At 61.4% G+C, this 13094-nt stretch carries 11 protein-coding genes; 7 read left to right on the top strand and 4 right to left on the bottom strand.

All coding sequences use genetic code 11. The annotated features are described in order from the left end of the window. Positions 1–237 precede the first annotated feature (237 nt). From AB4O45_RS20480 to AB4O45_RS20470, 3 genes are all read left to right on the top strand, one after another. Positions 238–1596, top strand: coding sequence for a TolC family outer membrane protein (locus AB4O45_RS20480; protein ID WP_016771146.1), 1359 nt, complete (start codon positions 238–240; stop codon positions 1594–1596). A 169-nt stretch (positions 1597–1765) separates the two neighbouring features. Next, the gene (locus AB4O45_RS20475) at positions 1766–3925 is read left to right on the top strand and encodes a type I secretion system permease/ATPase (protein ID WP_457264029.1); all 2160 of its coding nucleotides are present in this window, start codon (positions 1766–1768) and stop codon (positions 3923–3925) included. Positions 3926–3935: 10 nt separating this feature from the next. Further along, positions 3936–5297 carry an HlyD family type I secretion periplasmic adaptor subunit gene (locus tag AB4O45_RS20470; protein WP_056783689.1) on the top strand — a complete coding sequence of 454 codons (1362 nt, stop codon included), beginning with the start codon at positions 3936–3938 and terminating at the stop codon, positions 5295–5297. Positions 5298–5415: 118 nt separating this feature from the next. On the opposite strand, the gene AB4O45_RS20465 is transcribed toward AB4O45_RS20470, so the two are convergent. Further along, positions 5416–6012 carry a tRNA-uridine aminocarboxypropyltransferase gene (locus AB4O45_RS20465; protein ID WP_353187803.1) on the bottom strand — a complete coding sequence of 199 codons (597 nt, stop codon included), beginning with the start codon at positions 6010–6012 and terminating at the stop codon, positions 5416–5418. Positions 6013–6018: 6 nt separating this feature from the next. Then, positions 6019–6912: a LysR family transcriptional regulator gene (locus AB4O45_RS20460; protein WP_095180681.1), complete on the bottom strand. Its 894-nt coding sequence runs from the start codon at positions 6910–6912 to the stop codon at positions 6019–6021. 396 nt (positions 6913–7308) lie between these two features. Here AB4O45_RS20460 and speB point away from each other — a divergent pair, with 396 nt between their 5' ends. The 4 genes from speB to AB4O45_RS20440 all read left to right on the top strand — a co-directional run bounded on the left by speB (position 7309) and on the right by AB4O45_RS20440 (position 11699). After that, entirely contained in the window at positions 7309–8259 is a 951-nt protein-coding gene (gene speB / locus AB4O45_RS20455; protein ID WP_003222717.1) for an agmatinase, read from the top strand. Positions 8260–8269: 10 nt separating this feature from the next. Continuing rightward, positions 8270–8692 carry a YybH family protein gene (locus AB4O45_RS20450; protein WP_460160478.1) on the top strand — a complete coding sequence of 141 codons (423 nt, stop codon included), beginning with the start codon at positions 8270–8272 and terminating at the stop codon, positions 8690–8692. A gap of 51 nt (positions 8693–8743) precedes the next feature. Further along, positions 8744–10246: a purine-cytosine permease family protein gene (locus tag AB4O45_RS20445; protein WP_460160477.1), complete on the top strand. Its 1503-nt coding sequence runs from the start codon at positions 8744–8746 to the stop codon at positions 10244–10246. Positions 10247–10319: 73 nt separating this feature from the next. Then, positions 10320–11699, top strand: coding sequence for a sodium:solute symporter family protein (locus tag AB4O45_RS20440; protein WP_056783679.1), 1380 nt, complete (start codon positions 10320–10322; stop codon positions 11697–11699). Between the two features lie 161 nt (positions 11700–11860). On the opposite strand, the gene AB4O45_RS20435 is transcribed toward AB4O45_RS20440, so the two are convergent. Both AB4O45_RS20435 and ptrR read right to left on the bottom strand, forming a co-directional pair. Next, on the bottom strand, positions 11861–11989 hold the full coding sequence (locus AB4O45_RS20435; RefSeq protein ID WP_003184145.1) for a PA1414 family protein: 129 nt from the start codon (positions 11987–11989) through the stop codon (positions 11861–11863). A 142-nt stretch (positions 11990–12131) separates the two neighbouring features. Further along, positions 12132–13025 (bottom strand): putrescine utilization regulator PtrR, encoded by an 894-nt coding sequence (ptrR, locus tag AB4O45_RS20430; RefSeq protein ID WP_056783676.1) that lies wholly within the window; start codon positions 13023–13025, stop codon positions 12132–12134. Positions 13026–13094: the final 69 nt, after the last annotated feature.

The raw sequence follows: 13094 nt of genomic DNA, 5'->3' as shown, positions 1-13094 counted from the left end.
TCAAGCCTTTTCGAGCTCCCTAAAGCGCATAAAACAAAGGCTTTCGAGCTGAACAATGTGCTGCTTTTGAAAAACCGCATAAGTTTTTTTTGGAATAAACCTTATGAAAATTTTTTCTTAGCTACGCTCTAGGATGTTCTTAGCTCTGTTGTTACAAGAGTGAAACGCTTATACCCAAAATTTACGTCAAATATTTGGCGACGGTAACACAACATTGAGATCCAGGGAGATGCACCCATGCGCGTTTTAACCCCCCTCTGCAGCGCGGTTTTGCTGGCCATGGCTTGCACTTCCCAAGCCCAGGCGATGAACCTCACCGAGGCGATTCAAAGCACCATCGCCACTCACCCGGAACTGGCGTCGCGCGTGGACGCCCGCCTGTCAGCGGATGAACAGGTGAAAGTGGCCAAGGGCGGGTTTTATCCGTCGGTCGATCTGAACGCCGCCTACGGGCGCGGCTACAGCGACAACACCAACACCCGCGCTTTCGGTAACCACAACACCGAAATCCTCAATTACACCCAGTCGGAGCTGCGCTTGCGGCAGATGATCTTCGACGGTTTCAACACCGCCAACGAGGTCGAGCGCACCAAGGGCGTGTCCAACTCGCGCGCCTACTACGCGCAAGGCACCGCGCAGGATCTGGCCCTGCGCACCATCGAGGTCTACCTCGAAGTGCTCAAGCGTCGGGAACTGGTGACGCTGGCCAAGAACAATTTGCAGGCGCACTTGCGCGTCAACGATCAGATCGGCCTGCGCACCGAGCGCGGCATCGGCAGCACTGCAGACTCGGATCAATCGGTTGCCCGTCGTGCACTGGCGCAGAACAACCTCGACACCGCCGAAGTCGATCTGGCTGACGCCGAATCGAATTTCTACAGCGTGGTCGGACGCATGCCCGATGAGCTGGAAACCCCGGCCTCGACTCGCGGTGAGATGCCACCGGACCTGCGTGAAGCGCAGCAAAGCATGGTCGACAACAACCCGTACCTGAAATCGGCCCAGGCTGACGTGCAGTCCGCCGAGAGCCAGTACGAAGTGGCCAAGTCGCCGTTCTACCCGCGCTTCGACGCGGAAGCGGCAGTGGGCGCGAACAACAACGTGCAGGGCGACGAAGGCCACGACAACGAATGGCGTGTCGGTGTGGTGATGAACTACAACCTGTTCCGTGGCGGCAGCGACAAGGCACGTCTGGCCGCGAATGCCCACGACATCAATCAGGCGATGGACATCCGCAACAACGCCCTGCGTCAGCTCAACGAGAACATTCGCCTGGCCTGGAACGCCATGGAGAACGCCAAGAAGCAGACGCCGACGGCCCGCGAATACGCCGAAACCACCAAACGCGTGCGCGCCGCTTATCAGGACCAGTTCGGCCTCGGCCAACGCACCCTGCTCGACCTGCTCGACAGCGAAAACGAGCTGTACAACGCCAACCGTCGCTACACCGAAATCCGCTACACCGAGGAATACTCGATGTACCGCGTGCTGGCGAACATGGGCCAGTTGCTGAGCAAGCAACGCGTGGTGCTGCCGGCTGATGCGATTGCCACGACCGAAGTGAAAAACCAGGCGCGCCTGCCCGAGTTGAAATAGCCCCTCCGGGACGCGCCGACGGCTGCGATCTCTGATCGTTCCCACGCTCTGCGTGGGAATGCAGCCCGTGACGCTCCGCGTCACTGGACGCAGAGCGTCCCTAGAGGCATTCCCACGCAGAGCGTAGGAACGATCCGATAACCGAGCCCGTTCAACAGAGGCAATCACTATGACCAGCATGGAACCCGGCGCCACCGGGGTCGATCCGCGCCTGAGCTTCGACGATCCGTTACTCGACGGTCTGCTGATCCTCTGCAAACTGCATGGCGCCACGGTCAGTCGTGCCAGCCTGAGCGCCGGGCTGCCCCTGAACAAACAACGCCTGAGCCTCGATCTGCTGCCCCGCGCAGCAGCGCGGGCCGGATTACAGGCGCGGTTGTTGCGCCGTGACCTGAAAGACATTTCACCGCTGAACCTGCCGATCCTGCTGCTGCTCAACGACGGCCGCACCGCTGTGCTGCGGCGGTTTGGCGAGGATGGCAAAGCCCTGCTGCTGCCCAGCGAAGCCGACGGCGGCGAGCAATGGGTGAGCCGCGAAGAGCTTGGCGAACACTACAGCGGCCAGGCCTTGTTCGCCCGTCCGCGTCACGAACTCGAAGACCTGCGCGCGCCGCTGGTGCCACGGGTAAATGCGTGGTTTCGCGACACTCTCAAACTGTCGAAATGGCTGTACAGCGATGCGATCCTCGCCAGTTTCCTGATCAATTTGCTCGGCCTGATGGTGCCGCTGTTCGTCATGCAGACCTATGATCGCGTCGTGCCGAATCAGGCGACCTCGACGCTGTGGGTGCTGTCGATCGGCCTGTTGATCGGCACCGGTTTTGAACTGGTGCTGCGCGTGGTCCGTGCGCACCTGCTCGACACCGCCGGCAAGAAAACCGACGTGATCCTCTCGGCGACGTTGTTCGAGCGCATCACCGGGATGTCGATGAAAGCGCGGCCGGCGACCATCGGCGGCTTTGCGCAGAGCATTCACGATTTCCAGGGCCTGCGTGAATTTCTCACTGCCGTGACCCTGACCAGCCTGATCGACTTGCCCTTTGTGGTGTTGATGCTGGTGGTGATCGGCCTGCTCGGCGGCTGGCTGGTGGTGATTCCACTGTTGGCGTTTCCGATCACGATCATTTTCGCCATGGTGATTCAGGTGCGCCTGCGTGACACCGTGCAAAAAAGCCTGAGCCTCGGCGCGGAGCGTCAGGCGGTGCTGATCGAAACCCTCGGAGGCCTGGAAACCCTCAAGGCCTGCGGCGCCGAAAGCGAGCGTCAGCACAAATGGGAAAGCACCCACGGCGCCCTCACCCGCCTCGACAGTCATGCGCGCAACCTGTCGGCGCTGGCCACCAACGGCACGCTGTTCATCCAGCAGTTTTCCGGGATGGCGACGATTGTTGCCGGGGTCTACAGCATCATTGCCGGCAACCTCAGCGTCGGCGCGCTGGTTGCCACTTACATGCTCGGCAGCCGCGTGCTCGCCCCGCTCGGCCAGATCGCCGGGCTGATCACCCGCTACCAGCAAGCGCAACTGACGATGAAAAGCACCGACGCGCTGATGGCCCTGCCGCAGGAGCGCGACGGCAAACAACGACCACTGGAACGTACGCAGCTGCAAGGTGCCCTCGACGTCAGCGGCGTGACATTCCAGTACAACGGCCAGAATGCGCCGGCGCTGAGCGAAGTCAGCTTCAGCCTGAAAGCCGGCGAGCGGGTCGGCATCATCGGCCGCAGCGGTTCGGGCAAAAGCACGTTGGCGCGGCTGGTCATGGGCTTTTATGAAGCGGAGCAAGGCCAACTGCTGCTCGACGGCCTCGACCTGCGCCAACTGGACGTGGCTGACCTGCGCCAGCAGATAGGTTATGTCGCCCACGACCTGCCGCTGCTGGCTGGCAGCCTGCGCGACAACCTGACCCTGGGCGCGCGCTACATCAGCGATTCACGCATGCTCGAAGTCGCCGAACTGACTGGCGTCACCGAACTGGCCCGGCAACACCCGCAAGGCTTCGACCGACCGGTGGGCGAACGCGGGCAACTGTTATCCGGCGGCCAACGCCAGGCGGTGTTGCTGGCGCGCGCGTTACTGCTCGATCCACCGATCATGCTGCTCGACGAACCCACCAGCGCCATGGACAACAGCAGCGAAGATGCGCTGCGGCAGAAACTGCATGGCTGGGTGCAAGGCAAAACCCTGCTGCTGGTCACCCACCGCACCTCAATGCTGAGCCTGGTGGACCGGTTGCTGGTGCTGGACAACGGCCGGGTCGTCGCTGACGGCCCGAAAGAAGCAGTCATCGAAGCGCTGCGCAAGGGCCGTGTCGGCTCGGCGGCGGTCTAGGAGTTACGCCATGCCTGCTTCTTCCGATAGCAACAAGCGCGGCTACTTCGACAGCTTCGGCAAAAGCGCCGAAGCCGAGTTCATGCCGGAAACCGCCGGCGCGGCGTTGCAGGATTCGCCGCGCAAATCGCGGATCACCGTGTGGCTGGCGGCAGCGCTGCTGATCGCCGCCCTGGTCTGGGCCAAATTTGCCGTGCTCGAAGAAGTCACCATGGGCGAAGGCAAAGCGATTCCGTCGAGCAAGGTCCAGGTGATCCAGAACCTTGAGGGCGGTATCGTCACCGAGATTTTCGTTCGCGAAGGCCAGATGGTCGGCAAGGGCGACACCCTGCTGCGTCTGGATGACACGCGCTTTCGCTCGAACAAGGGCGAGAGCGAGGCCGACCGTTACGCGCTGACCGCACAGGTTGAACGGCTGTCAGCCGAGGCCGAGGGACGCCCCTTCAAACTCTCCGCTGAAGTCATCGCCAAGGCGCCGCAAGTCGCCGAGGACGAGCGCTCGCTGTACGAGCAACGCCAACGCCGCTTGGCCAGCGAACAGCGCACCCTCAGCGAACAATTGCGGCAGAAAACCCAGGAACTGGCCGAGTTTCGTTCCAAGCAAGGCCAGTTCAGCTCGAGCCTGGCGCTGCTGCAACAAGAGATGAACATGTCCGAACCGCTGGTAAAAACCGGCGCCGTGTCACCAGTGGAAATCCTCCGGCTCAGGCGCAGCGCTGTGGAGATCCGTGGTTCGCTGAACGCCACCACGCTGGCGATTCCCCGGGCCGAATCGGCCATCGCCGAGATCCGCAGCAAGATCGACGAATCCGAGCAAACCTTCCGCTCCGAGGCCGCCAAAGAGCTGAATGAGAAACGCACCGACCTGTCGAAAATCACCGCCTCGAGCATCGCCATCGACGACCGCGTCAGCCGCACTACGGTGACGTCGCCGGTGCGTGGCGTGATCAAGCAGATGAAGGTCAACACCATCGGCGGCGTGGTCCAGCCGGGCAGCGACATGGTCGAAATCGTGCCGCTGGAAGACAACCTGCTGATCGAAGCCAAGGTCCGCCCGCAGGACGTCGCGTTCCTGCATCCGGGCCAGAAAGCCATGGTCAAGTTCAGTGCCTACGACTACACGATTTACGGCGGGCTGAGCGCCAAACTGGAGTTGATCGGCGCCGATACGATCACCGATGATAAGGGCAACAGCTTCTATCTGATTCAGGTGCGCACCGACAGGAATCACCTGGGCGGCGACGTGAAACCGCTGCTGATCATCCCGGGGATGGTGGCGACGGTGGACATCATTACCGGCGAGAAAAGCGTTTTGGATTACCTGCTCAAACCGGTGCTGAAAGCGCGGACCGAGGCGATGCGCGAGCGCTAGTGATCTTTGAATTGCGGTGATTGATCTGGCGCTTTCGCGAGCAGGCTCGCTCCCACAATTGGAATGCGTTCCCCTGTGGGAGCGAGCCTGCTCGCGAAGAGGCCCGCACAGACAATGATCATCTGTCGCCATGGTTACGCTGAAAAACCTCCTCCCCCATCGCCGCAATCTGCCCTTCGATCAGCGCTTCAAACGGTTTCAGTAACGGCGCAAACGTCGTCGGTGCTTCGAGGGTTTCCAGCGCCTGGACGATCGCCTCGATCGTCGATAGCGCTCCCGGCCCCGGTGCCTTGCGCAAGCGATAGCGCGACACGCCGCCCTCGGCCAGCGTCACCCGTGGCAGTGCTGCCAGCAGCGGATTGAGGTGCAGCATCTTGCGCGCTTTGCGCCAGGTGCCGTCCGGGACGACCAGCAACATTGGCTGATCATTTGGCGCGTAAACCTGCAACGACTGCGCATCGTCAGCCGGGAACAGCAAACGCGCCTGATAACCCGGCTGGTTCAACAGTTTCGGCAAATCTTCGAATACCTCGCCGACAATCAGCTCGGCATTGCTCAGTCCCAGCGCCGCCAGCCGCGCGGTATTGAGCGCGTGACTGACCTCGCTCGGATGCTGCAGCAGCAACACCCGGGTGCGGCTATCGAGGTGCGGAATCAATGGGCACAGGCAATGGGTCTGGGGGCGCAGGCAGCGCGGGCACTGGGGTCGGGACATGATGGGTTAGGCCTGATTCAATTGCGCTTTGAGCAAATCGCGGAAGGTCTGGATCAGCGGCTCGCGGCTGCGGCCCCTGCGCATGATCATCGAAAACGGCGCCTGATAACCGAAGGTCGCCGGCAGCAGAACGCGCAGATCGCCCTTGTCGGCCCAGGCCTGCGCGTAGTGTTCCGGCAGGTAACCGATGTAGGCGCCGGAGAGCACCAGAATCAGCTGCGCTTCCATACTTTCCACGGTCGCGGCACTGTGTTTGAAACCGTGGCGGGCCAGTTCCGCCTGACTCCAGTAACCGCGCCCGACCATTCGTTGCTGAGTGATGACCTGCTCGGGGATGCGCCGCTCGTTGAACAACGGGTGACGACTGCTGCAATACAGCCAGTGCTGCTCGCGGTACAGCGGCATGTAGACCAGACCGCTCATGCGCGTGGAAAACGCACCGATGGCCAGATCGAGGCGATTGTCCTGCACGCCGAGCTGCAATTCGTAAGGGCTCATCACCGACAGGTGCAGATGCACCGCCGGGTGTTCCTGGCTGTAGGCGCCGATGGCTTCGGCAAACGGCAGGGCCTTGTCGCTGACCGTGGAATCGATCACGCCAAGGTTGAGCGTGCCGCGCAGTTCGCCCTTCAGCGCGGCGGCGTATTGCTCGAAGCCTTCAAGCTCGGCGAGCAGGCGCAGGGTTTCCTGATGGAACAGCTCGCCCTTGCTGGTCAGGCTGAAGCCACCGCGCCCGCGATGGCACAGCACCAGACCGAGCGCGGTTTCGAGCTGGCTCATGTAAGTGCTGATCGCCGAGGTCGACAGGTTGAGTTCCTGCTGCGCGTTGGCAAAACCCTGATGGCGCACGACGCTGACGAATATGCGCAGGAGTTTCAGGTCGGGTAAAGCGTTGGCCATGTCTACTCCGGGCTTTGCAACTGTGTGTATGTGGGAAAAGCCCCTCACCCCAGCCCTCTCCCCGAGGGAGAGGGAGCCGATCTCCATGGCTTTCAAATCCTGAGTTCGACTCGATTTTTCAGGTCGATGCAGATTCCGCCAACAACTCGGTCGGCCCCCTCTCCCTCTGGGAGAGGGATGGGGTGAGGGCAACAATCTTCAGCCCTACACTTCATTCGAACCCACCAAAGTCTAATCCCACCTCTCCCATTAGTTTAGAAAAATCTGAACTAAGTTTTTGCCCGTAGCGATTCTTCCCCGTCACTACATTTCGCATGATCGGCCCCACAGCGGCGTCCGAACCTGTGCTCAACGGCGCGCCGGCATAAATAAAACAAAGACGATGAGGCCCTACCCGTGGACAAGATTCTTCACCAACCACTGGGCGGCAATGAAATGCCGCGCTTCGGCGGCATCGCCACCATGCTCCGACTTCCCCATGTACCGACCGCTGCCGGCCTTGACGCTGCCTTCGTTGGCGTGCCGCTGGACATCGGCACTTCGCTGCGCCCCGGCACCCGCTTCGGGCCACGCGACATCCGCACCGAATCGGTGATGATCCGCCCGTACAACATGGCCACCGGCGCCGCGCCGTTCGACTCGCTGTCGGTGGCCGACATCGGTGACGTGGCGATCAACACCTTCAACCTGCTCGACGCCGTGCGCATCATCGAAGAAGCCTACGACAACATCCTCGAGCACAACGTCATCCCGATGACGCTGGGTGGCGACCACACCATCACCCTGCCGATCCTGCGCGCGATTCATAAAAAGCACGGCAAGGTTGGCCTGGTGCACATCGATGCCCACGCTGACGTCAACGATCACATGTTCGGCGAGAAGATCGCCCACGGCACCACGTTCCGTCGTGCCGTCGAAGAAGGTCTGCTCGATTGCGATCGCGTGGTGCAGATAGGTTTGCGTGCCCAGGGTTACACCGCCGACGACTTCAACTGGAGCCGCGATCAGGGCTTCCGCGTCGTTCAAGCCGAAGAGTGCTGGCACAAGTCGCTGGCGCCGTTGATGGCCGAAGTGCGCGAGAAGGTCGGTGGCGGTCCGGTGTATCTGAGTTTCGACATCGACGGCATCGACCCGGCCTGGGCGCCCGGCACCGGCACCCCGGAAATCGGCGGCCTGACCACCATTCAAGCGATTGAAATCGTCCGTGGCTGTCAGGGCCTCGACCTGATCGGCTGCGATCTGGTAGAAGTCTCGCCCGCTTACGACACCACCGGCAACACCTCGCTGCTGGCCGCCAACCTGCTGTACGAAATGCTCTGCGTACTGCCTGGCGTGGTTCATCGCTGAGGGTCGGGTCATGCACGCACGTGATCAGGTTCTGCACGCGGCCGCCAAGTTGGTCGCCGCGTTTGCGCGTAACGATCGCGAAGCTTACTTCGGCGCATTCAGCACCGATGCCAGCTTCGTTTTCTACACCCTCGACCAGCCGTTGCTGTCGCGCGATGCCTATCAGGCGTTGTGGGACCGCTGGCGCGCCGAGGAGGGTCTCGAGGTGCTGTCGTGCACCTCGAGCAACGCCTTTGTCAGCCTGCAGGGTGACGTGGCGGTTTTCATCCATGACGTGGCCACCGAGCTGCGCATGCAAGGGGAGCAACACTTCAGCCAGGAGCGCGAGACGATTGTTTTCAGAAAACAAGCGTCGAGCCTAGAACAACAAGGCCTATGGCTGGCCTGTCACGAACATTTGTCCGCAATGCCGGAAGGGCTGCCACCCCCTTAGCCAATGGTGACGCTCACGCACGATGAGCGCGCCTGATGATCGGAGCAGATCATGAATAACAACAACAACGAAAAAAGCCTTAGCAGCATCGAAACAAACGGGGTCGAACAGATCCCGGATCATGAGCGCGACGCCCGACCCAGCGACCTGTTTCGCTTGATCTTCGGCGGCGCCAATACGTTTGCCACCGCTGTGCTCGGCAGCTTCCCGGTGCTGTTCGGCCTGTCGTTTCAGGCCGGTGTCTGGGCGATTGTGCTGGGTGTGGTGGTCGGTGCGCTGATCCTCGCGCCGATGGGCCTGTTCGGCCCGCTCAACGGCACCAACAACGCCGTGTCTTCCGGTGCGCACTTCGGCGTGCACGGGCGGATTGTCGGGTCGTTCCTGTCGTTGTTCACGGCGATCGCGTTCTTCTCGCTGTCAGTGTGGAGCTCGGGTGATGCGCTGGTCGGCGGCGCCAAACGCCTCGTCGATTTGCCGGAAACCGACCTGACCCTGGGCCTGGCCTACGGTCTGTTCGCGCTGCTGGTGCTGACCGTGTGCATCTACGGTTTCCGCATCATGCTGTGGGTCAACCGCATCGCCGTGTGGGCCGCGAGCCTGTTGTTCCTGCTCGGCATCTTCGCCTTCGCCCCTGCTTTCGACAGCCAGTACGCCGGCAGCGTGGCACTGGGTCAGGCCGGGTTCTGGGCGGCATTCATCGGCGCGGCGCTCGTGGCGATGAGCAACCCGATTTCCTTCGGTGCGTTCCTCGGCGACTGGTCGCGCTACATCCCGCGTGAGACGCCGAAGGGCCGGATCATGCTGGCGGTGATCGCCGCACAACTGGCGACGTTGATCCCATTCCTGTTCGGCCTCGCCACCGCCACCATCGTCGCGATCAAGGCACCGGACTACATCGCCGCGAACAACTATGTCGGCGGCTTGCTGGCCGTGTCGCCGAGCTGGTTCTTCCTGCCGGTGTGCCTGATTGCGGTGATTGGCGGCATGTCCACCGGCACCACGTCGCTGTATGGCACCGGGCTGGACATGTCCAGCGTGTTCCCGCGCGTGCTCTCCCGGGTCAAGGCGACCTTGCTGATTGGCGTGCTGTCGATCGCCTTCATCTTCATCGGCCGTTTTGCGGCGAACCTGGTGCAGAGCGTGTCGACCTTCGCCGTGCTGATCATTACCTGCACCACCCCATGGATGGTGATCATGATCATCGGCCTGCTGGTACGGCGCGGCTTCTACTGCCCGGATGACCTGCAAGTGTTCACCCGCGGCGAACAGGGCGGACGCTACTGGTTCAACCACGGCTGGAACTGGCGCGGTCTCGGTGCATGGATTCCGAGTGCGCTGGTCGGCCTGTGCTTCGTCAACCTGCCGGGGCAGTTCGTCGGCCCGCTGGGCGAATTGGCCGGTGGCATCGACATCAGCCTGCCGGTGACATTGGGCCTGGCGTCGGTGGTGTATCTGACGCTGCTGCGCCTGTTCCCCGAACCTCGGGAAGTGTTCGGGCCAACGGATGTGCGCAGTGAAGCCGCAATAAAACCTCAACTGCGTCAGGCCGCCTGACACGAATCCCCTGTGGGAGCCTTGCAGACCCCATTTGCTTGACCATAAAAAAGACAATCGGAGACACGCCATCATGGCTTTGGATTTATTCGTCGTACTCATTTATGCCGCTGCGATGCTGATTCTCGGCTACTACGGCATGCGCAAGGCCAAGACCCACGAAGACTATCTGGTTGCCGGGCGTAACCTGGGGCCGTCGCTGTACATGGGCACCATGGCAGCAACCGTACTCGGCGGCGCGTCCACCGTCGGCACTGTGCGTCTGGGCTACGTGCATGGCATTTCCGGTTTTTGGCTGTGCGCGGCACTGGGCTGCGGCATCGTCGCGCTGAACCTGTTCCTCGCCAAGCCCTTGCTGAAACTCAAGGTATTCACCGTCACCCAGGTCCTGGAGAAGCGCTACAACCCGATGGCGCGCACCGCCAGTGCGACAATCATGCTCGCTTACGCGCTGATGATCGGCGTGACCTCGATTCTGGCGATCGGCACCGTGCTGCAAGTGTTGTTCGGTCTGCCCTTCTGGATTTCCGTACTGCTGGGCGGCGGTATCGTGGTGATTTACTCAACAATTGGCGGCATGTGGTCGCTGACCTTGACGGACATCGTCCAGTTCGGCATCCAGACGGTGGGCCTGATGTTCCTGCTGCTGCCGATCTGCCTGTACCGCGTAGGCGGCTGGGATCAACTGGTCGCGCAACTGCCGGCGGCCAGCTTCAACTTCACCAGCATCGGCTGGGACACGATCATTACCTACTTCATGATCTACTTCTTCGGCATCCTGATCGGCCAGGACATCTGGCAGCGGGTGTTCACCGCCAAAAGCGAAAAGGTCGCCAAGTACGCCGGCACCTCGGCCGGGATCTACTGCATCATTTACGGCCTGGTCTGCGCCTTGATCGGCATGGCTGCGCATGTGCTGATTCCGGATCTGGACAACGTCAACAACGCGTTCGCCGCCATCGTCAAAGTCTCGCTGCCCGACGGCATCCGTGGCCTGGTGATCGCTGCCGCACTGGCGGCGATGATGTCCACCGCCAGCGCCGGCCTGCTCGCCGCGTCCACCACCCTGACCGAAGACCTGCTGCCGAAACTGCGCGGTGGCAAACAGTCCAATGTCGCGGTCAGCCGTCTGTTTACTCTGCTGACGGGGATCGCGGTGTTGGGCATTGCTCTGGTCGTCAATGACGTGATCAGCGCGTTGACCTTGGCTTACAACCTCTTGGTCGGTGGCATGTTGATTCCGCTGATGGGCGCGATTTTCTGGAAGCGTGCGACTACTGCCGGGGCGATCAGCGCCATGACGCTGGGCTTTGTCACTGCGCTGGTGTTCATGGTCAAGGACGGCATGGACGCGAACACGCCGATCTATTACAGCCTGGGTGTCAGCCTGGTGAGCTTCGTACTGGTGAGCCTGTTCTCGCCGCGCCCGGCGACCGTGGCCACTGCGGTGTGAATCGACTGTAACGAGGTGATGTTTTCTTCAGCGGGTGTGGCGTCGGTAGCCACACCCGTTTTTTTCGCTTGGCGAAAAGCAAAAGATCGCAGCCTTCGGCAGCTCCTACCATTTGTAGAAACTGCCGACGGCTGCGATCCTGAAATCTCTGATCGGAGGTATTAACGGCGACGTGGCTGGCGCCGACGCTGTTCGTCGTCCGTGCGAATCGGTACCGGTTGCAGAGGCGGTTCGATCAAACCGAGGGCAACTCCCAAATCGTGCAGCCAGTTCTGGATTTTCTCTTTCATCGTCATGCCCCCTTCAGGGTGGTGCTGAGCGGCCGGAATTCTGAGGCCGCTTCGCACTGATAATAGTCCGAAGTCCTACGCAATGCTCGGCCAAATCCGCAATGATCTGTTACTGAATTGAACAGAATCTGTTGCGATTGGTTCACGCGGTTTCCCGCACTTCATGCAAAGCCACGGGATAGACCGCTTGCTGCACGTCGATCCAGGCATTCAGGTTGGCCCCGGCCATACCCTTGCGCCACATGAGCCATGTTGTCGCACCCGCGAACGGCTCGGCCAACGGATGCACCGCGACGCTTTCGCGACCCGGCAGGCTGGCGAGCATCGACTCGGCCATCAACGCCACACCACTGCCGGCAATCACACAGGCGAGCATGCCCTGATACGACTCGATCTCCATCGGCCGACCCATTGCTGCATGGTAGTGAGAGAACCATGCCTCCAGGCGCATGCGATATGAACAACCCTGGCGAAAAGTGAACACCGAGCGCCCTTCCACGTCCCGCGCGGTGCGTACTGGCGGATGGTCGATTTCAGTGATCAGCACCAGCCGTTCCTCGCACAACGGCACGCCATCGAGCCCGGCCAGTTGCAGCGGTCCGTCGACCAATGCCGCGTCAAGGCGACCGGTGAGCAAACCTTCGAGCAGTTCGCCGGTCGGCGCCGATTGCACCTGCAAATTCACTGTCGGGTATTGCTTGTGATAACGCGCCAGCAACGCCGGCAGATGAATCGCCGCCGTGCTGTACATGGTGCCCAGCACGAAGTCGCCGGCCGGTTGCCCGCCCATCACCGCCGCACTGGCCTGATCGCGCAGAGCGAAGAGTTTGCCGGTGTAGTCGAGCAGCACCTTGCCCGCCGGCGACAACTGCAAACGCTGCCGTTCGCGGACGAACAGCTCAACGCCGAGCTGCTCTTCGAGCTGTTTCAGGCGCGTCGACAGATTCGACGGCACACGATGCAGGCGCTCGGCGGCGCGGGTGATCGAGCCTTCCTCGGCGACCGCCTGAAATATCCGCAGTTGGCTGAATTCCACTGCTTTCTCCTGAACAGAACAAGTTACTCACTATTATTCAATTTTAAAGAAAGTCAATCGATCCTAGCC

It is taken from the genome of Pseudomonas sp. S2_B10, from assembly GCF_054668425.1.
This window is presented reverse-complemented; position numbering and strand designations above follow the sequence as displayed.